18 protein-coding genes are annotated in these 19,274 nt (G+C 61.0%); 8 read left to right on the top strand and 10 right to left on the bottom strand.

What is annotated here, in order from left to right; all coding sequences use genetic code 11:
• The first annotated feature begins 232 nt into the window (after positions 1-232).
• The 3 genes from FYJ74_RS03195 (at position 233) to FYJ74_RS03185 (ending at position 4,838) form a co-directional block, all read left to right on the top strand.
• The gene (locus FYJ74_RS03195; RefSeq protein ID WP_154528157.1) at positions 233-1,189 is read left to right on the top strand and encodes a DDE-type integrase/transposase/recombinase; all 957 of its coding nucleotides are present in this window, start codon (positions 233-235) and stop codon (positions 1,187-1,189) included.
• 548 nt (positions 1,190-1,737) lie between these two features.
• On the top strand, positions 1,738-3,312 hold the full coding sequence (locus FYJ74_RS03190) for an AbgT family transporter (RefSeq protein WP_154528156.1): 1,575 nt from the start codon (positions 1,738-1,740) through the stop codon (positions 3,310-3,312).
• Between the two features lie 56 nt (positions 3,313-3,368).
• Positions 3,369-4,838 (top strand): Sapep family Mn(2+)-dependent dipeptidase, encoded by a 1,470-nt coding sequence (locus FYJ74_RS03185; protein WP_154528155.1) that lies wholly within the window; start codon positions 3,369-3,371, stop codon positions 4,836-4,838.
• Positions 4,839-5,050: 212 nt separating this feature from the next.
• Here FYJ74_RS03185 and FYJ74_RS11730 read toward each other — a convergent pair whose 3' ends face one another.
• Positions 5,051-5,470 (bottom strand): hypothetical protein, encoded by a 420-nt coding sequence (locus FYJ74_RS11730; RefSeq protein ID WP_229769307.1) that lies wholly within the window; start codon positions 5,468-5,470, stop codon positions 5,051-5,053.
• Here FYJ74_RS11730 and FYJ74_RS11725 point away from each other — a divergent pair.
• Positions 5,399-5,890 carry a M14 family metallopeptidase gene (locus FYJ74_RS11725; RefSeq protein WP_407692116.1) on the top strand — a complete coding sequence of 164 codons (492 nt, stop codon included), beginning with the start codon at positions 5,399-5,401 and terminating at the stop codon, positions 5,888-5,890. The two genes, FYJ74_RS11730 and FYJ74_RS11725, sit on opposite strands and share 72 nt — an antisense overlap.
• 699 nt (positions 5,891-6,589) lie before the next feature.
• On the opposite strand, the gene FYJ74_RS03175 is transcribed toward FYJ74_RS11725, so the two are convergent.
• On the bottom strand, positions 6,590-7,483 hold the full coding sequence (locus FYJ74_RS03175) for a LysR family transcriptional regulator (RefSeq protein WP_154528153.1): 894 nt from the start codon (positions 7,481-7,483) through the stop codon (positions 6,590-6,592).
• Positions 7,484-7,632: 149 nt separating this feature from the next.
• On the opposite strand from FYJ74_RS03175, the gene FYJ74_RS03170 reads away from it, so the two are divergent.
• The 4 genes from FYJ74_RS03170 (at position 7,633) to FYJ74_RS03155 (ending at position 10,561) form a co-directional block, all read left to right on the top strand.
• Positions 7,633-8,016: a helix-turn-helix domain-containing protein gene (locus FYJ74_RS03170; protein ID WP_154528152.1), complete on the top strand. Its 384-nt coding sequence runs from the start codon at positions 7,633-7,635 to the stop codon at positions 8,014-8,016.
• Positions 7,988-8,443 carry an ImmA/IrrE family metallo-endopeptidase gene (locus FYJ74_RS11925; RefSeq protein ID WP_195838780.1) on the top strand — a complete coding sequence of 152 codons (456 nt, stop codon included), beginning with the start codon at positions 7,988-7,990 and terminating at the stop codon, positions 8,441-8,443. The genes FYJ74_RS03170 and FYJ74_RS11925 overlap by 29 nt, the downstream gene beginning before the upstream one ends.
• A 39-nt stretch (positions 8,444-8,482) precedes the next feature.
• Positions 8,483-9,487, top strand: coding sequence for a hypothetical protein (locus FYJ74_RS03160; protein ID WP_154528150.1), 1,005 nt, complete (start codon positions 8,483-8,485; stop codon positions 9,485-9,487).
• A gap of 201 nt (positions 9,488-9,688) precedes the next feature.
• Positions 9,689-10,561 carry a MurR/RpiR family transcriptional regulator gene (locus FYJ74_RS03155; RefSeq protein WP_154528149.1) on the top strand — a complete coding sequence of 291 codons (873 nt, stop codon included), beginning with the start codon at positions 9,689-9,691 and terminating at the stop codon, positions 10,559-10,561.
• 63 nt (positions 10,562-10,624) lie between these two features.
• Here the strand turns inward: FYJ74_RS03155 and FYJ74_RS03150 are convergent, their stop codons facing one another.
• The 8 genes from FYJ74_RS03150 to cobM all read right to left on the bottom strand — a co-directional run bounded on the left by FYJ74_RS03150 (position 10,625) and on the right by cobM (position 19,273).
• Entirely contained in the window at positions 10,625-12,004 is a 1,380-nt protein-coding gene (locus FYJ74_RS03150; RefSeq protein WP_154528148.1) for a cobyrinate a,c-diamide synthase, read from the bottom strand.
• 256 nt (positions 12,005-12,260) lie between these two features.
• The gene (hemB, locus tag FYJ74_RS03145; RefSeq protein ID WP_154528147.1) at positions 12,261-13,241 is read right to left on the bottom strand and encodes a porphobilinogen synthase; all 981 of its coding nucleotides are present in this window, start codon (positions 13,239-13,241) and stop codon (positions 12,261-12,263) included.
• Positions 13,238-14,689, bottom strand: coding sequence for a uroporphyrinogen-III C-methyltransferase (cobA, locus tag FYJ74_RS03140; protein ID WP_154528146.1), 1,452 nt, complete (start codon positions 14,687-14,689; stop codon positions 13,238-13,240). The genes hemB and cobA overlap by 4 nt, the downstream gene beginning before the upstream one ends.
• 4 nt (positions 14,690-14,693) lie before the next feature.
• On the bottom strand, positions 14,694-15,584 hold the full coding sequence (gene hemC / locus FYJ74_RS03135) for a hydroxymethylbilane synthase (RefSeq protein WP_154528145.1): 891 nt from the start codon (positions 15,582-15,584) through the stop codon (positions 14,694-14,696).
• Positions 15,581-16,804, bottom strand: a complete 1,224-nt coding sequence (cobK, locus tag FYJ74_RS03130) for a precorrin-6A reductase (RefSeq protein WP_154528144.1) — start codon at positions 16,802-16,804, stop codon at positions 15,581-15,583. The genes hemC and cobK overlap by 4 nt, the downstream gene beginning before the upstream one ends.
• On the bottom strand, positions 16,801-17,523 hold the full coding sequence (gene cobJ / locus FYJ74_RS03125; protein ID WP_154528143.1) for a precorrin-3B C(17)-methyltransferase: 723 nt from the start codon (positions 17,521-17,523) through the stop codon (positions 16,801-16,803). Before cobJ ends, cobK begins: the two co-directional genes overlap by 4 nt.
• On the bottom strand, positions 17,520-18,521 hold the full coding sequence (locus FYJ74_RS03120; protein WP_154528142.1) for a cobalt-precorrin 5A hydrolase: 1,002 nt from the start codon (positions 18,519-18,521) through the stop codon (positions 17,520-17,522). The genes cobJ and FYJ74_RS03120 overlap by 4 nt, the downstream gene beginning before the upstream one ends.
• On the bottom strand, positions 18,518-19,273 hold the full coding sequence (cobM, locus tag FYJ74_RS03115) for a precorrin-4 C(11)-methyltransferase (protein ID WP_154528141.1): 756 nt from the start codon (positions 19,271-19,273) through the stop codon (positions 18,518-18,520). The genes FYJ74_RS03120 and cobM overlap by 4 nt, the downstream gene beginning before the upstream one ends.
• Between the last annotated feature and the right edge of the window lies 1 nt (position 19,274).

The raw sequence follows: 19,274 nt of genomic DNA, 5'->3' as shown, positions 1-19,274 counted from the left end.
GCCAACGAGGTTTTGCCGAAGCTCATCGTCAGGCACAACCGGAAGTTTGCCGTCAATCCGGCTGAGGGTGAGGACGTTTATGTGAAGCCGGAAGGCAAGGTCGATTGGAATTTTCTCTTTGCGCGGCTATAGTGTTACAAATGAAGTGAGACTCAGCAGATATACAAAAGCGGTTGGTTCCTTTAGAATGTAAGTCACCACAACCAAGCATACTAAGGAGGGCCCAACCGCCATGAATACTATAACACAAACCCGGCGATATCTTCCACACGAACTCCACACTAAATATCATGCCTGTCAACTCTACCGCTCCACAAAAGATGTCAGCTTTGTCTGCAGGCGTTATCACATTTCCAAGGCTTCTCTGTTTCGGTGGATCAAGGTCTTCGACGGCTCTCAAGAATCTCTTCAAAACAAGTCCCACAGGCCGATCACGCCGCATCCCAAAGCTCATACGGAGGAGGAACTGACCTGGATCCGTAACCTTCACCGCAGGAATCCGAACATCTCGCTCTGCGAGCTCTATGGCAAGCTCCGAATGGAACGCGGGTACGATCGCCATCCCGGTTCTCTGTACCGCGTATTTAAGCGTCTGGGGTATTCCAGCAGCGCTCCTTCGACTAAAAAGCCCTACAAACCCAAGCCGTACAATACGCCCACGCAGATCGGCATCAAGTGGCAGATGGACGTTAAATATGTTCCTGCTCCCTGCTATCACGGGCAAATGCCTCAGAAGTTCTACCAGTACACCGTCATCGACGAGGCTTCCCGAGAGCGCTTCATTTATCCTTACATGGAACAGAGCAGCTACTCTAGCTGCGATTTCCTCAAGCGTGCTATTGCTTACTTCAAATACAGGCCTCAGGTCCTCCAGACAGATAATGGAGCCGAGTTCTGTCACTTTAAGAAGACGGACCGTATTCATCCGCTGGACGTCCTCTGCAATGCGCTGGGCGTCGAACACAAGCGGATCCGCCCCCGTATCCCCAGGCATAACGGAAAGGTCGAGAGGAGCCACCGTAACGACCAGGAGCGTTTCTATAACTTCATGAGCTTTTACTCTTATCTTGACCTGCAGACCCAGATGGAGCACTACCTTCGCAGGTCTAACAGCATCCCGATGGCAGTGCTGGGGTGGCGGTCTCCTCTCCAGATGCGGCAGCATTTCAGCAAGTCCACACAGCCGTGAACGACTTACAAATAAGGACAACTTCTGAGCTTTTATTTTTGCGCTGATTCGGTCTCACATCATTGACCAATGTACAGATTGGAATTTTCTCTTTGCGCGGCGGGGTTTCCGCAGGACGGATCACGGCGGCATGATCTCCTATGGAAGCCGGCGGTATGTTCCGGCAGCGGACGATTGTCTCGGGATGGCCAACACGACGGTTGAGGTGCGCGAAACGTTGACGGGAGAGATGTGGGCTGTTTATAAGGGCAAACGGATTGCCATGAGCAGTTATGCTGACTTTTTTACTGGCTATTGACACGCGCCTCATATCATCGAAACATCCCGCAATCATTTTTTCAATAAAATCGGTATACTCACTATTGACATTGGTATACCACATCAATATAATATTGCAAAGTATCAGATTAGGGAACAGATCTTTTGCGACAGCATTGGCATTAAGTATTCTAACGCTTTATCAATTCATGCTCTTCGGCAACGGTTCCAATCATTCCTTTCGGTCTGGAAATTTGCTCCCAGCCGAAAAAATTCAGAGGAGGATTCATATGGAAGGCAAGACAACAAGGAAGTCCTTGACGTTACGGTTCTTGGACAAGATCGAGGTTGTCGGCAACCGCATGCCCCCGCCGATGATTATTTTCGCGTTTTTAACGCTGCTTGTCGTTGTCATTTCGGGAATTGGTTCGGTTTGGGGCTGGAGCGCGACGGGCGAAATTTTCAATAAGGCTACACAGAAAATCGAAGCGACAACGATCAACATTGTCAATCTGTGTAGCATAAATGGACTGCGCTATATGATCGGCAATCTGACCAAAAATTTTATGAGCTATCCTTCCTTGGGAATGATGCTCACCATGATGTTCGGCATCGGCATCGCAGAATACTCCGGCTGGCTCAACGGGCTTATTCGCAAAGCCGTTCAGATCACCCCGCATAAGCTTGTAACGCCCATGGTCGTTTTTATCGGGGTTATGAGCAATCTGGCCGAAAACGCGGGATACGTGCTGTTTGTGCCTTTGGCCGGTATGATTTTCAAAGCCTGCAACAAGCATCCTTTAGCGGGAATTGCCGCCGGTTTCGCCGGAGTTTCGGGAGGATTCGCCGCCAACCTCATGATTAGCTCGAACGACGCCGTGCTCAGCGGCTACTCCGACATCGCGGCCAAAATCATCAATCCGAACCATTCGGTGCTCCCGTCAAGTAATTATTACTTCATGGCAACCTCAGTATTTCTTCTTGTCATTGTCGGTACGTTTATCACCGAAAAGGTGATCATTCCCAGACTTGGAGAATATAAGCCCAATATAGATCCTTCCCTTAGCGTCCCCAGTGACAACATTGGCGATAACGATGAAAAAGCGCTGAAGATCGCCAATTACGTGTTCTTAGGTATGATTCTGTTTCTTGCTGTCTCCTGCATTCCGCAGACGTCCTGGCTGAGGAACCCCAAGACAGGCAGCCTGATCAAAGGATCGCTCCTTCTTGACTCTATCGTGCCGTTGCTGACGATTCTGTTCTTCGTTCCGGGCTTTGTTTACGGGAAAATTTCCGGCAAATTCAAGACAAGCAGGGACGTTTACAACGGCTTCAGCGCCTCTATCCGAGTTCTTGCGGGATTTATCTGCGTGTCGTTCGCCGCCTCTCAATTCACGAACTACTTTAAATACAGCAACTTGGGCAGCATTCTCTCCATCAACGGCGCGCATTTTCTACAGCAGCTGAACGTAGGCGCTATTCCGTTGATGATCGTGTTCATTCTGGTCACAGGGTTCTCAAACTTGTTCATGGCTTCGGCATCGGCCAAATATGCCATTTTCGCCCCCGTTTTCGTTCCGATGTTCATGACGCTAGGCATCTCTCCCGAGCTAACCCAAGTCGCTTTCCGCATCGGTGACAGCAGCACCAATATCATTGCCCCCGTGCTTTCGTCTCTACCGATCATTCTTGACGCCATGAAGCGCTATGATAAAGACAGCGGCTTGGGAACGCTTGTTTCCTGCATGCTGCCGTTCTCTATCGCCATCATGGTATCTTGGACTGTAATGCTCGTCGTTTGGATGCTTTTGAAACTCCCGCTTGGCCCCGGAGCTTTTATTTATCTTAATGCTGCCATTTCATAAAACAGCGGCAAGTGCGCCTCAGCGTACTTGCCGCGTTTGTCAGAAGAGGAATATCCATGAATCAATATTATTTCAACAGCATAGAAAAGTGGATTGAGCAATACGAAGAGAGAATCATCGCCAGCGTGAAACGTCTCGTTTCCATCAACAGCGTCGCGGAACCGGAAAGCGACGTCAAGCCTTACGGACAAGGCTGTCGTAAGGTCCAGAGCGAATTCTGCCAACTGGCAAAAGATTTTGGTTATACTTGCACGTCTTACGATGACCGCGTTATTCGCGTAGACACCCGTCAGTCGGATGCAAACCGCCGGCCCGACATCGGCATTTGGGGACATTTGGATGTCGTTCCGGCGGGACACGATTGGAAATACAAACCATTTGCTCCCGTCATCGACAAAGGTTTTCTCATCGGGCGCGGCGTCAGAGACGATAAAGGTCCGGCCGTCGCCGCTCTTTATGCCTTGAAATGTCTGCAAGATTTAAGGATTGAGCAAAAACACCATATCAGTTTATATTTGGGGTTGGAAGAGGAAAAGGGTATGTCAGACGTCCTCTGGCTGAAAGAACACGATATCCCCTTTCCCAAGATGAACCTTGTGCTCGATTCTCGCTATCCCGTCTGTTACGGAGAAAAGGGTATTCTCAGCATTGTCGTCGGCGGCCGCAAGCCGCTTTGTGAAAACGTGTTGAGTCTGAGCGGAGGCGAAAGCGAGAATTCGGTTGCCGGACGCGCGCGCATGGAAATTCGTGCCCTTTCGCACGCGCCGATTCCCGAAGCGCTCCCTGATTGGCTCGCAGTCACGTCTGGCGCCGGGAAAATCGCCGTCGAGACGCAGGGGTTGTCTAAGCACGCCGCGCATCCAGAAAACAGCGAGAATGCCATATATCGTCTTTTTGCGGCCGCTAGCGGCACGCTTCCCGGCTGCGAATCGCTGCATCGCTGTTTGGCCGATGCGCTCGCTCCCGGGACGATAAAACTATTTAGGGATTTCGCGCAACTTTCCAGCAATATTTACGGTGAAGGTCTGGAGATCGCGGCTCAGGACGAAATCAGCGGGAAATTAACGACGGTCGCTTCTTTGCTGTCAATGGAAGACCGACTCTGCAGCGTCACATTCAACATCCGCTATCCCATCGCTCTTGGTCGGCATGATCCCTTGATCAGCGCAATCACGCGTACCTTGCAGAAGCACGATATGCAGCTTGTCAGGTTCTCGGGAAAAACTCCCGGATATTCCCCGAAAGATCATCCATTGCTCGTCAATCTGATGAATACTTACAACACGTTCACTGGGCAGAGCGCTCACCCCTTTACAATTGCAGGAGGCACATACGCTCGGATGCTTCCGAACGGGTTCGGTTATGGCTTCCGCCTGGAACCGGAGCCGGTCACACCTGCTGGTATGTTTCCTCCGGGACACGGCGGAGCGCACGCCGCCGACGAAGCGGTAAACGTGGCTCATTACAAAAAGCAACTCGCATTGCTGATTCTCTCCCTCGCAGAGTGCCAGAAGACAAAATTTTAGTTCAAGCGCAATAAACAAGACCGCAAACCAAGAAAAACGCACGGCGAGCTCAGTAAAACGTTCTGCAGTGTTTTGCTACTACACACAATCCCTGCAACAAAGAGTCTTCTCGCGGGAAATTTTTTCCTGACAGGAGACTCTTTTTGTACGGCTAAGCGCCGACACAAAGGACGACGATTGATACATTTTATGTAATATAATCAATCTTAATCTTACATTAAGGAGATATCATGAATAAACTGCTTTCGCTCTGCCCGCAGGGGCAAAAGCTCAAGACGAGTCTTGCCGTCCACGAAACGGCGACAATCCCGCCATTGTGCCTCCGCGGCGCTTCCGCGGGGCCGACACTGGTTGTCACTACCGGCATGCACGACTGCGAGTTCGTGAGGGCCGAAGACGATCGGCTCCTTTTTCGACGAGCTGGATCCGGCGGTGCTGCACGGCAGCCTGATCGTGCTGCCATTGGTCAATCCCTTGGGATTTTGCGTCGAAGCCAAGCAGGTAGTGCCGCAGGACGGCAAAAACCTGAACCGTTTTTTCCCGGCTCGCCGGACGGCACGCTGAGCCAGCAGCTGGCCTACGTCGTCGAGCAACAGATCTATCCCGGCGTCGATTTCCTGATCGATCTGCACGGCGATGACATCAACGAAGATCTGACGCCGCTGGTGCTCTTTCCCGCCGCAGCGCAGCCGGAAGTAAGCGCCCGCTCGCGCGAGGCAGCATGCCGCCTACCGGCCCCCTACCGGGTACGTTCTTCGGCGAAGAACAGCCTTTACGGCTGGGCGGCGCAGTGCGGCATGCCGACGATATTGCTGGAACTCGGTGTGCTGGGGCGCTGGGCGCCGGAGCTGATCCGGCGGTGCCGGGAGAGCCTGCACAACCTCATGGATTTTCTCGGCATGACGAGCGTACGGCGGCGATCAACGCCGCACAGCGCGAAAGCCGGCGCGCCGTCTACGACGAATCGCCCGCCGACGGTTTCTGGGTCCCAACGGTCCAAGCTGGCCATGCTGTCGCTGCCAGCACGCGTCTCGGCACGCTCAGCGACCTGAACGGCTGCTCGATCCAAGAGTTCCGCGCCCAGTTCGGCACCACGATCATGTACTATACGAGCACTCTCGGCGTCAAACGCGGCGATCCGCTGGTCGCCTACGCGGAATTCGAGGAAAACGAGTGACGTTGTTCCTCGGCGCAAACGCGAATGTTCTCCATGTCCTCCAAAGGCGTCTCACAAAGCGAACTACAACACAGAACGCGCAGCGGTCGAAAGAATCCCGTACCTGTAGCCTCTCGGATGGCGGACGTATCTCCCATCGTCATTCCCATCAAGAAGCGGCATCAAAACCACCGAAGTTTTCCACCGGGACATAAAGCAACGAGGTCCGCTGACTATTCCTCATCGGACCTCTAGCATATAAAATGTTCCACGCGGAACAAAAACGACCGGTACACGACGTTCGCGCCTCCGCCGACACTTGATACGGTTTTCTCGACCGGAACGCATCGCCCCTATGCCCGGAGCGTTTCCAAAGGTCTTCCCTCGCGCAAGGCGGCCTCGACTGTTGCGCGGCCTGCGCAACTCGCGCGGTGGATTTTCTCAACCCCCGCCCTCTCGAAGCTCATCCAGCGCTTTCATCGCTCGTCGGCATGAATGGAGATGCCCTTGTTTCCGCGTTTTCTCCGCGGCGGCGTCCTTTCTCGCAGGAAAAACGACTGAAATGACGCAGCGAAAACGTGCACACCTTCTTTTTTTACTGCGGCTGGCTCAACTGCTGTTGTTCGGCTTTCTGGATCAGAAAAGAGATCAACACTTCCACAGCCTTGGTCTCGCACAGGCCGTAGACGAGATGGAAAGCGCGATACACTGCCGGTTTGAAGGTCAGCACGGCGACGGCCGGCGAGGTTTGAGCGGCGAAACGCGAGACGATGCCCGCTTCAGCACCGTTAGCGACGGCGTTGACCACGCCCATGGTGTGGCCGAACTGCAGCTCCGGCTCTTTGAAATTGCCCGTGCGGCTCTTGTAAACGCGCTCCCATGTCTGGCGGCTGCCCGAGCCGGAGGTGCGTCCCACAAGTTTGAGCCCGCCGATCTCTTCCATGGGGATGTATTTTCTCGCGGCGAGCGGATGATTGCGGTTGACGATCAGCACCAGCTCGTCGTGATAAAAGGGCAGGCTGGTGAAACCCGGCAGGTTCCGGTCGGAGCCAATCACGGCAAGGTCGGCTTTTTTGTCGGAAAGGTCCTCGAGCGCCGACTGCGAATCGCCTTGCGTGACCTGAACGCTCACGCCGGGATGCTTTTCCATGAATTCCACGAGGACCTCCGGCAGAATGAAATCGCCGGGGATGGAACTGGCGCTGATGCGCACCGTGCCGTAAAGTTCCTGAGAGATCTCGGCGATCTGGATCCGCGCTTTCTTGCGGGTATCCAGCATCTTCAGCGCCGCTTTGTAGAGCACCGCGCCTTCCGACGTGAGCGTGGAGTGTTTGTGCCCGTTGGCGAACATGGAAGCGCCCATTTCCGCTTCGATGCGGGCCACGCGTTTGCTCACGGCCGGCTGCGAAACCCCCAGAGCAGCGGCGGCAGCGGATATGCTTCCCTTTTCCACGATGGAAACGAACGTCTCCAATTCCTTGAAATCCATGTAATCAGCTCCCTTGCCGTCAAAGTCTATAAATAAAAAGAATGAAGTGTCAGAGACATTATACATGAAATTCGCCGTTTGGGGTACTTGTCAACAGAAATTTATTGTAGTATAGTACTTGTACACTAATCAACAGGGAGGTCTTTTTGATGACTCTAGGTCTTCGGATCCGTACGCTTCGCAAGGCGCTCAAGATGACGCAGCAGCAGCTCGCCGACGCGACGGAAGTCAGCAGAATTTACATTCAGGCGCTCGAGAGCAATCGCCGCAGTCCTTCGATGAAACTGCTCCACCGTCTTGCCGACAGGCTCGGCGTGGAGACCTCGGACCTGCTCGAGGAGTTTCCCCGCGACAACGGCGGTCGTTTGCAGCTGGAAGAGCTCTTCGCCGGTCCCAAGCCGATGGAAATCTGGTACCGCAGCCACAAGCTCTCCGAAAAGGACGTACACATGGTCCACCGGCTGATCGATGCCGCTCTGTCGGACTGGGAAGGCGAGCCGAAGCGTGGCAGAGCAAAGGGCGTCAGAAATTAGTGACGAAGAGGAATTTGTTCTTCCGCCGCCGCCCCGGTACATCGAGCCGTCGATCCTGAAAGAGGCGGCGGAGTGGCAGGGATTGGACGAGTTCGGCGCGCTGGCCAAGCTGGAAGAGCGCGTTTCTCTCGAGGTCGAGACGGCGCGCGTGCCGATGGGCCCCGACATGTGGGGCTTCACCTACACCAATCGCGAGCTGCGCCGCTGCCGCATCCACCTCAACAGCCGCCTGCCCCGCTTCTGGCAGAGTTTCGCCCTGTTCCACGAGATCCACCATCTGCTTCACGACAGCCGCGGCTGCTACTTCTGGTCGCAGACCAATGCCAACATGAACAGCTACGAGTACCAGGCCGACCAGTTCGCCTGGGCCGTGCTGATGCGCGAGTGGTCCGACGGCGGCGGGGAGAGCGAAGAGTTCGGCGAGTGATTTTCCGTCGGGAAAAGATCGAATCGAGGAGGCCATTTTATGAGAAAGATATTTCTGTTCCTCTGCGTTTTCGCGCTGGCGTCGTCCGCCGCCGCGGGTTTCGCCTATAATATCGACGTCACCGTCGGCGGCGTCAGGTACACGGGACGCACGTTCGGCAACGGCGTCGAATACCGCGTGGGCGGCAAAGTCGCCGGCTACGCGAAGACGATGGGCGGAGTGCTGACCTACACCGCGCCGAACAACGCCACGCTCGGCACCGTGCGCAAGGTGGGCAACTACTGGGAATATCGCGACGCCCGCAACGCCCCTATCGCCCGCGTGGAAGAGCTGGGCGGACGCCATACCTACAAGAGCGCGAACGGCAGCGTCATCGGCTACGCCGTGCCGCTCGGGGGCCGCACCGAATACCGCGCCGGCAACAACGCCACGATCGGCAGCGCCGACACCAACACGCTGCCGTTCCGTCCCATCCCGCTGGAGAATTATCTGAAACAGCAAAAGAAAGCGCCCGCCGCCAAGGGCGTGTGCCTGACCCGCGTCACCAAGCTGACGCCCGGCGGGCAGGCGGTCGGCGCGGGGCTGCAGCTGGGCGATTTTCTGATCGCCTTCGCGGGTAAGGATTGGACGATTTTCGACCTGCTGAACGCCTCTTACGAAGTGATGCATCCTAAAGTTGCCGAAAAGGTCAGGGCGACCCGCGAGGACGAGCATCTCGTCATGATCGTCTACCGTCCCGTCCCCGGCGAGCGCGACCACGCCGGCGGCGCGATCGTCGCGCTGGCGCCGATGTCCCCCGGCAAAAAGGGGTATACCTACACCACGGCGGCGGACTGCGAATATTACACGGTCGCCGGATCGAAAAAGTACGCCGCCGAAATCGAGGCCATCTACGAGCGCTGGCTTGAACAGGAAAAGGCCAAGGCGGAACAGCCCGCCGGCGCTCCGGAGAAGTCGCCCGAAGACGGCGGCGCGCCCGGGAAAAGCTCCGCTTTGAACGCCGCGCTTCGTGTGCTTGAACTGCTGGCCGCCATCCTTGGCTGATTCATCGAGCGAAAACGGGGAACGCCGGAATTTTTTCGGCGCTCCCCGTTTTTTGTGGCGTTCGGGGCGATTACGGCGCTTGGCCGGCAAAAAAAATTTCCGTTTTCCCGATCGGCGGATTTTTGCCGTTGACGGACGGCACCGCTTTTTGTAAAATATTAATGTACTTTTGTTTATTAGCGATGAAAGAGGTGTTATCCATTGGAAGCGAATAAATTGCAGGAACTTTTGCGCAGCAATCTGGACTCGATGCCCTCCAAGGCGCGCCGCGTCGTCGAATACCTTCTCACCCACATGCGCGAGGCGGCCTTCGTCTCCATCGGCGACGTCGCCGAACAGCTGAACGTCTCCAAGGCACAGCTCGTGCGCGTAGCGCGCATTCTCGGCTTCAAGGGCTACGCCGACCTCAAGAGCGCGCTCAAGGAATCGGTGCTCGAACAGGTCAATCCCGCGGCGATGCTGGCCCGCGCCATGAGCGAGGAGGGCGATCTTTCGGAGCGCATCCGCCAGATGGAGCACGCCAATCTCGAAGACACGTGGAACCGCCTGCGCGTCGAAGACGTGCGTTCGTTCTGCGAGCTCGTCAAATCGGCCGAGGCGATCTACTGCGCCGGCTGGAGCATCTCCGGCATGATGGCCGAATGCCTGCACAGCCGCCTGCGCGAGCTGGGGCTGCGCGCCCACCAGATGTACCCCGGTTCCGGCTGTCTGACGCTGATCGAGCAGGCCCGCAGCATCCGCAAAAGCGATTTGATCATCGCCTTCGACCTGCCCAGCTACTCGGTGCTGCTCACCGAGGCGCTGCAGCGCGGCCGGCGCAACGGCGCCAAAATCGTCACCGTCACCGACAGCCCCGCCGCGCCGATCTGCAGCGACGCCGACCTGTCGTTCTTCGTCAGCGACAACAGCCCCACCTTCGGCAGCAGCCTGATCGGGCCGCTGTTTTTGATCCACATCCTCACCTCGCGCCTCTCCATCGACATGGGCGACGCGGCCATGGAAGCGCTGGCCGAGCAGAGCAGGATCCTTCGCGACGAGCGCCTGTACCACCCCGTCTACTCGCTGCGGTATTGATTTTCCACATAAAAATCCAGCCCGAACGTTATCTCCCGGCGGGGAGGCGTTCAGGCTGGATTTTTATTTGCGGCGGGCGAAGCGCTCACAGACATCCACAAAGTTGCGGGCCAGCTGCGGGTTGCCGGCGAAGTGCAGGTGGAGATACGAGGCCAGCACGTTCGCGCTCGCGTAACCGGCGGCGTAGCTCGCACCGGCGCGTTTTTTGACGAAGCGCCAGGCGGCGTCCGCTTCCGTTCCCGCGTCGGGCTGCGCCGAAGAAAAATGGAACTCGTGGCCGCGCGCGACGGTCCCGGCGGGACAGAGAACGGAATCGCGCAGGGCCGTGGCCTCCACGTAGCCGACGGTCTGCAGCCTGGGATTCATGCGGCAGGCAGCGGGAATCAGACCGGCCATGGCGAACTCGCGCCCGTCGAAGTCGGTCAGCGAACGCGTCAGGTACATGTAGCCGCCGCATTCGGCGTAGATCGGCATGCCGAGGCGGGCCGCCGCGGCGAGTTCGCTTTTCATCGCGCCGTTGGCGGCGAGACGTGCGGCGAACATCTCCGGGAAACCGCCGCCGAAGATCAGGCCGTCCGCGTCGGGGAGGCGCTCGTCGTTCAAGGGACTGAAAAAAACGAGCCGCGCTCCGGCGCGCTCCAGCTCGGCAAGGCTTTCCGGGTAATAAAACGAAAAGGCCTTGTCGCGCGCCACGCCAATCACGGCCCGGCGTTCCGCCGCGGGCGCGGCGGGGCGGGAAGAGAATTCCAGATTCGGTGCTCCGGCGGCGATTTTCAGCAGCGCGTCGAGGTCGACGGAGCGTTCCACGCACTCGACCAGCGCGTCGAAACCGTGCGTCTCGTTTTCCTCCGCGGGCAGCAGGCCGAGGTGGCGTTCCGAGACGGCGAGCCGTTCGTCGCGTTTCAGCGCCCCCAGCACAGGGATGCCGAGGCGCTCCATGGCTTTCGCGATCATGTCGCGGTGCGCGTCCGAGCCGAGTCGGTTGAGGATCACGCCGCACAGGTCGACGCCGCGGTCGTATTCACGAAATCCCAGCGCCAATGCGGCGGCGCTGTCACCCATCGACTTGCAGTCGATCACCAGCGCCACGGGAGCGCGCAGCTTTTTGGCGATCTCCGCGGTGCTGCTGACGCCGCCGCGCCCGCCGTCGTACAGCCCCATCACGCCTTCGACGACGGCGAGATCGGCTTGCGAAGAATTTTCCGCGAACAGGCGCGCCATCGCCGCCTCGTCCATCAGCCAGGTGTCGAGATTGTGCGCCGGCCGTCCGCTGGCCTGCGTCAGATAGCCGGGGTCGATGTAATCGGGGCCGATCTTGTAGGCCTGCGCGGCCAGGCCGCGCTTTTTCAGGGCGGCGAGGATGCCGCAGGTGAGCGTGGTCTTGCCGCAGCCGCTCTGCGTGGCGGCGACGACGAGGCGGGGAATTTTTTTCAGCGCGCTCATGGTCGTTCACGTCCTTTCGCCGCAGCGCTCTCGCTCCGGCCTGTGCTGTCGCTATAGCAAACGCACCGTAAAACAAGATCTGCCACGGAGAAGCGGCGAAGCGGAGATTAAAATGGGAAGGGAACTTTCCCCTCACATCTCCCCTACTGCTTTTCGCCGTGCCTTTGTGCCTCCGTGGTCGTTTCTGTTCTGATCCTGTTTTTCTCCGCTTCGCCGCTGCTCCGTGGCGGCCGTTGTTTAAAAACTTCCGGCGTTCCTAGAAGGCAACGCGGCCTTCTTTGAGCCAGCGGGCCAGGTCGAGTGCCGAGTAAGTGACGATCACATCGGCGCCGGCGCGCGCCAGGCTGTACGCCGCTTCGGCGACGGCGCGCGGCTCGTCGAGCCAGCCTTTGGCGGCCGCGGCCTTGATCATGGCGTACTCGCCGCTGACGCAGTAGGAACCGACGGGCACGGAACTGATCTCCTTGACGGCGCGCAACACGTCCATGTAAAGCAGGCCGGGTTTGACCATGATCATGTCGGCGCCCTCTTCGATGTCGAGCCGCGCTTCCTTGAGCCCCTCGCGCGCGTTGCGCGGATCCATCTGGTAACCCCGGCGGTCGCCGAAGGCCGGCGCGGAGCCGGCGGCGTCGCGGAAGGGGCCGTAGAACGCCGAGGCGTATTTGACGGCGTAGGAGAAGACGATCTTGTCCTTCATGCCGGCGGCGTCCAGTCCGGCGCGCAGGGCGGCGACGTGTCCGTCCATCATGTCGGAGGGGGCGACGACGTCGGCTCCCGCCGCGGCCTGGGAAACGGCGATGCGCGTCAGGTACTCGAGCGTCTCGTCGTTGTCCACTTCATGGCCGTGGAGGATGCCGCAGTGGCCGTGCGAGGTGTATTCGCACATGCACACGTCGCCGATGAAGGTGATCTCGGGAAAAGTTTTTTTGCCGACGCGCAGCGCCTGCTGGATGACGCCGTTTTCGTCCCACGCGCCGGTGCCGGTTTCGTCCTTGCGTTCGGGCAGGCCGAAGAGCAGCACGGCTCTGACGCCGCAGCGCGCCATCTCTTCGAGGACAAGCGGGAAGGTGTCGGGGCTGTAACGTTTCTGCCCGGGCAGCGAGGGGATGTCTTCGACGATGCCGCGGCCTTCGCGGATGAACACGGGGTAGATGAACATATCGGCGCTGAGGCGCGTTTCCGCGACGAGGTTGCGGAGCGCCGGGGTCTGACGCAGTCTTCTCGGTCTGACGATCATGATCTGCCATCTTCTTTCAAAGTATTGATAAGGTCTTCCAGCGTCGCGCGGGCGGCGACGCGGATGTTTTTCAACCCCAGCCGTTCGGCTTCGCGCGCGGTCTGCGCGCCGATGCAGCAGGCCAGCGGAGCTTCCAGTCCGGGGCAGGCTTTTTTGAAGCCGCGCACGGTGGAGGCGCTGGTGAACAACACGGCGTCGACATTTACGGGCTGAAACGGGGCCGCGAGCGTTTCGGTGCGGTAGAGGGGCACTTCGCTGAAATCGACGCCGCGGGCGCGCAGTGTCTCGGTCAGCTCGGGCGAGCCGTCGAGCGCGCGGAACAGCAGCACGGAGCCGCCTCGGCCGGCCAGTTCTTCGGCCAGATGGACGCCGTCGTAAACGGCGGGGACCAAGTCGGGGCGGAGCCCGCGCTCGCACAGCGCCGCGGCTGTGGCGGGGCCGACGGCGGCGATTTTGGCGCCGCCCAGTTCGCGCACGTCACGCCCTTCCGCAGCCAGACGCGCGAAAAAACATTCCGCGCCGGTGACGCTGGTAAAGCCGATCCAATCATGGCCGCCCAGCGGCGGCAGCTTCGTCTCCAGCGGCACTGTGGCGATGCAGGGAAATTCCACCACCTCGGCACCGAGGTCGCGCAGCATCCGCGCCAACCGCCCCTGGCGGTTGGCCGGGCGCGTGACGAGCACTTTCTTGCCCCACAGCGGCAGTTTCTCCCGCCAGGCTAAGCGCGACGCCAGACCGGCCACGGGGCCGACGAGAACCACAGCCGGCGCGCGCAGCCCAAAATCGCGGGCTTTGCGTTCGAAATCGCCCAGAGTCCCGACGAGCGTGCGCTGGCGGGCGGTCGTGCCCGATTCGACGGCGGCCGTCGGCGTGTCGGCGGCGAAACCGCGCGCCAGCAGCTGCGAGCAGATCTCCGCAACGGCGGTCGCGCCCATCAGGAAGACCAGAGTGCCGTCCAGCCGCGCCAGCGCGTCGTAATCCTGCGCGGCAATGCCGCCCTCCTTGGTGTGGGCAGCGACGATGTGCAGCGAGTTGGCGAGGCCGCGGTGCGTGACGGGGATGCCGGCGCACTCCGGCGCGGCGATGGCCGAAGCGACGCCGGGCACGACCTCGTAGGGGACGTCGTGCGCCAGCAGCGCTTCGATCTCCTCGCCGCCGCGGCCGAACAAAAACGGATCGCCGCCCTTGAGGCGCACGACGTTATGTCCATTCAGCGCTTCGCGCACGATCAGGGCCTCGATCTCGCGCTGCGGCACGGGGTGGCGGCCGCCTTCCTTGCCCACGTCGATGCAGCGCGCGGTTCTGGGCATCAGCGCCAGCACGCCGTCGCCGACGAGGCGGTCAAAGATCACGACTTCGGCGCGCTCCAGGACTTCGCGGCCGCGGCAGGTGAGCAGCCCGGGATCGCCCGGGCCGGCGCCGACGAGCCAGACTTTGCCGACAGACATGAAATCACCTCGCCTCTTTGAGAATTTTTTCGGCCAGCGTTTCGCCGAGCATCCGCGCTTCTTCGCGGCGTCCCGTCAGCGACGCGCGGATTTTGAAGCCTTTGTGTTCGTCGGCGAAAAAGCCCGTCAGCTTCATCTCGCCGCCGCGAAGCTGCGCGCACGCGCCGACGGGCGACGCGCAGCCGCCGCCGAGAGCCGCCGAAAAAGCGCGTTCGGCGCGGGCGCAGTCCGCCGCGTCGGGGTCGAAAATCGCGTCGAGCCAGTCTTCGTTTTTGTCGCCGGCGCGTCCCTGACAGGCGAGGATTCCCTGTCCCGGCGCGGGGACGATCTCGTCGACCGAAAAGTAACGGCTGACGCGCGCGCTGAGACCGAGGCGTGCCAGCCCCGCGGCGGCGAGGATCAGCGCCGAGAACTGGCCTTCGTCGAGCTTGCGCAGGCGCGTGCCGACGTTGCCGCGCACCGGACGCACCTCGGCGCCGGCGAACAAGTCGAGCGCCTGCAGGCGGCGGCGCGCCGACGAGCAGCCGATCACAGCGCCGTTCATGGCCGAGACTCCGGCGGGAAGCGCGAGCGCGTCGCGGGGGTCGCCGCGGCGAAAGCAGGCGAGCAGCGGCAGACGTTCGTCCTGCGCGGCGGGCAGGTCTTTGAGGCTGTGGACGGCCACGTCGATGCGGCCGTCGAGCAGGGCTTCTTCCAGTTCCCGTGTGAAGAGCCCCTTGAGACCGAACGCGTCAGACGTTTCGGAAAACGGCTTCATGTCCACGTCGCCGCGGGTGGCGATAGGGACGAGTTCGAGGCGGTACTCGGGGTGGGCGCGCCCGACGGCGTCCATGACGAGGCGCGTCTGCGCCAGCGCCAGCTCGCTCTTGCGGCTGCCCAAACGAAGGATTTTCATCGGCGGTTTTCTTCTTTCCTATGGAGTTCTTCGGCGACGATCCCGGGCCAGATCTCTCTGAGGCGGTCGGCCAGGCGGCGCGTCAGAGCCGGATCGAGTCCGCCGGTCGACGCCGATACGGCGGCCGCGCCGCAGTGGATCAGCGCGGGAAAATAAAACGACCCTTCGGCGGCGTTGTCGGCAACGCTGACGGGAACGCCGCGCTTTTTCGCCGCGGCGGCGATCAGTCGGTTCTGTTCGCGGCTGTCGGTGGCGGCTACAGCCAGAACCGCGCCGTCGAGATCGCTCTCGCGCCACTCGCGCACAACGGCATCAAAGCCGTCCCAGCCTTCGCAGAACGATACGGCGACGGCGCGCACGTCGGCGCCGCAGCTTTTCAGCGTCTGCGCGCGCCGCAGGGCGACGGGGCCGCCGCCGATCAGCAGGGCTTTTTTGCCTTCAAGCGGCAGCAGCATCGGAAACAGCGGCGGGCATTCAAGTTTCATCTCGCGCCGCAGCCACAGCAGCGCTTCGTCGACGGTCGCCCCTTCTTCGTCGCCGCGGCCGATGAGAATGACGCGCGCGCCGCGGTTCTGCGCCGCGCGCAGCTTCTCTTCCGTACCGCCGGACGCGCCGCCGTCCTTGGTGACGAGCACCGCCGCGCCGGTAGCTTCGAGCATCTGCTCGTTCATGGCGGCGCTGAACGGCCCCTGCATGGCGATCAGGTGCCCGGCGTCGTAGCCGAGCGCCTCACATTGGGCGATCACGTCCGACGTGGGCAGCACGCGGGCGAAAAGACGCTCCTTTGCGCGGCTTACGCCCGCGAAGGCCGGCAGCTCTTTGCTGCCCACCGCGAGCAGAACTTTCTCGTCGCCGTCGTCGAGCAGCGCCGCCGCTTCCTCCGGCGTAGCGACCGCGGTCACGTCGCCGAACAGCGGCGTTTTCGCGCGCGTCACGCGCAGCAGCTTCACGCCCGCGCGTGCGCAGGCGCGGCGCACGTTCTTCGTCACTTCCAGCGCGTAAGGGTGCGTGGCGTCGATGACGTGAGTGACGTTTTCGACGCGGATCAATTCTTCCATGGCCGTTTCGTCGAGACGACCCGCGAGCACGCGCACGTTTTCGAGCCCGTCAAGCAGTTTCGCGCCGTAACCAGTGGCCACGCAGCAGATGGCCGGCACGCCGCGGCGCAGCAGTTCCCTCGCCTCGGTCGTGCCGCCGAAGACCAGCAGCCTCCCGTTCATGGCCGCTGATAGCCGCGCGGCGTGACGAGGCGGCCGCCGACGACTTTCGTGGCGCTGCTGCCGACGATGGCCGTACAGAACATGTCGAGCTTCTCGCCGGCGAGTTCGCCCAGCGTGGTCAGATGCGCCTCTTCGCCGTCGCGCCCGGCGCTGCGCACCCATCCGGCCGCCGTATCGGGACTTTTCGTCTTCAGCAGCGTTTCGCAGGCAAGGCGCAAGTTGTCAGGGCGTCCATGGCTCATGGGGTTGTAGAGGCAGATCACGAAATCGCCGGCCGCGGCCGCTTCGAGGCGGCGCGCGATCAGCTCCCACGGCGTGAGCAGATCGCTGAGGCTGACGACGGCAAAGTCGTGCGTCAGCGGCGCGCCGAGCACGGCCGCGGCGGCGCAGGCCGCCGTGACGCCTGGCACGACGATGACTTCCTCATGTCCCGCCGCCACTTCGAGCATGATGCCCGCCATGCCGTACACGCCGGGGTCGCCGCTGGAAACGACGCCGACCGTACAGCCCTCCCGCGAACGGCGCAGCGCGTCCTCGCAGCGCCGCACTTCGCCCTTCATGGGCGAGACGACCAGTTCCTTGCGCCCTTTGAAACGGGGCGCGATCAGGTCGATGTACGTTTTGTAGCCGACGATGACGTCGCACCGCCCCAGCGCCGCGAGCGCGCGCGGCGTCAGCTGGTCTTCGCCTCCGGGGCCGAGGCCGACGACGTAGATCATGCTTGCGCCCCCGTATCAGAAACGTTCTTCATGGATGGGTCCGCCTTTTCCGTGTGATCGAAAAATTTTCGCCGCGCCAGCGCGAAGGTGACGCCGGGATAGCGCGTTTTGCCGCGCAACAGAGGGCCGAAGCCCGAAGCCAGAACGGCCGCTCGCTCGCAAACGTTGTCCACGCCCGTGACGTCGAGGACTTTTTGCGAATGGGAGAACCGCCCCGGCACGGCGGCAAGTTCCGCTGCCGGGAACGTGACAAAGGGGACGCTCAGCTCGCGCGCCAAATTCGCCAAGCCGGGTTCGTCCTTTTTCAGATCAATGGAAGCCAGCGCGCAAAGCGACAATTTCGAGACGCCCGCGCCGCTTAAAAAGTCGTCCAGCGCCGCGCGCAAATCCTCCAGCGCCGTGCCGCGCTTACAGCCGGCGCCGAGCACAAGGTTGCGCGGCCGCAGCCACAGCGTCACCGGCCAGGGCGCGGGCTGTTTCATTTCGGTGACGGCGACGCCGATTTTTTCGCCGTCGAGCGCGGCCGCGGAAACGCTCTTGACCGCGCCGATATTTTCGATGGCGCAGTCGTTCTCTTTGGCCCATACGTCCACGGCTTCCACCTCGTGGACGTCGGTCGCCGTGGTGACGACGGCGCGCCCCCCCGTCAGCGCCGCGACGCGGCGCGCCAGCTCGTTGGCGCCGCCGAGGTGCCCCGAAAGCAGCGAAATCACATTCTTCCCCCGATCGTCGAGACAGACGACCGCGGGGTCGTGCGTCTTGTCCTTCAGGCACGGGGCGACGGCGCGCACGGCGATGCCGCAGGCCGAGACGAACACGAGCGCGTCGCTGGCGGAAAAACGTTCGCGCGTCCAGACAGCAATCGAGCCCGTCAAAGGCGAAACGTCTCCGCCGGCGTAGCGGGACGGGGCCCAGGCCCGTCCGCCGAGACGGGCGGCGATCAGCCGTGCCAGTTCCGTCCCGTCGCGCGTGAAGGCGACGGCGTGAAGGACCGTCATTGGCTGGCCTTGCGGAAACTGTGCGAGAACGAGTCATCGTAAAGCTTCGACAGCTCGTAGTCGTCGCCGAGAAATCTGCCCACGAGGATCAGCGCCGTGTTGCGGACGCCCGATTCCGCCGCCATGGCCGCGATGGTCGAAACGGCGCCGCGCAGCACCTTCTGTTCGGGCCACGACGCCTTGTAGACCACGGCCGCGGGCGTGTCGGGCGCGTAACCGCCCTGCATCAGCGCCGCGCAGGTCTCTTCCATTAGGCCGGAGGAAAGGAACAGAGCCATCGAGGCCCTGTGAGAGGCCAGCGACGCCAGCTTCTCGCCGGGCGGCACCGGCGTGCGCCCTTCCATGCGCGTGATGATGAGCGTCTGGCTGACGGACGGCAGCGTGTATTCCGCTTCCGCGGCGGCCGCGGCGGCGCAAAACGAGCTGACGCCGGGCGTGATGTCGTAGGCGACGTCCAGCGCCTTGAGCCGGTCGATCTGCTCGCGGATCGCGCCGTAGATCGACGGGTCGCCGGTGTGCAGGCGCACTACGTCGAGGCCGCGCCGGTCGGCGTCGGCCATTTTCTCTATCACCTCGTCCAGCGTCATCGAAGCGCTGTTGTAAATTTCGCAGCCCTCGGGCGTGCCGTTCAGCAGTTCGGAATTGACCAGCGAACCGGCGTAGATCACCATGCCCGCCCGCGCCAGCAGTTTCGCGCCGCGCAGCGTGATCAGGTCGGGCGCGCCGGGGCCGGCTCCGACAAAGTGGATCATG

Source organism: Pyramidobacter porci, assembly GCF_009695745.1.
GTDB classification, from domain to species: domain Bacteria; phylum Synergistota; class Synergistia; order Synergistales; family Dethiosulfovibrionaceae; genus Pyramidobacter; species Pyramidobacter porci.
The sequence above is the reverse complement of the archived record's forward strand: the minus strand, read 5'-3'. Positions and strand labels throughout refer to the sequence as shown.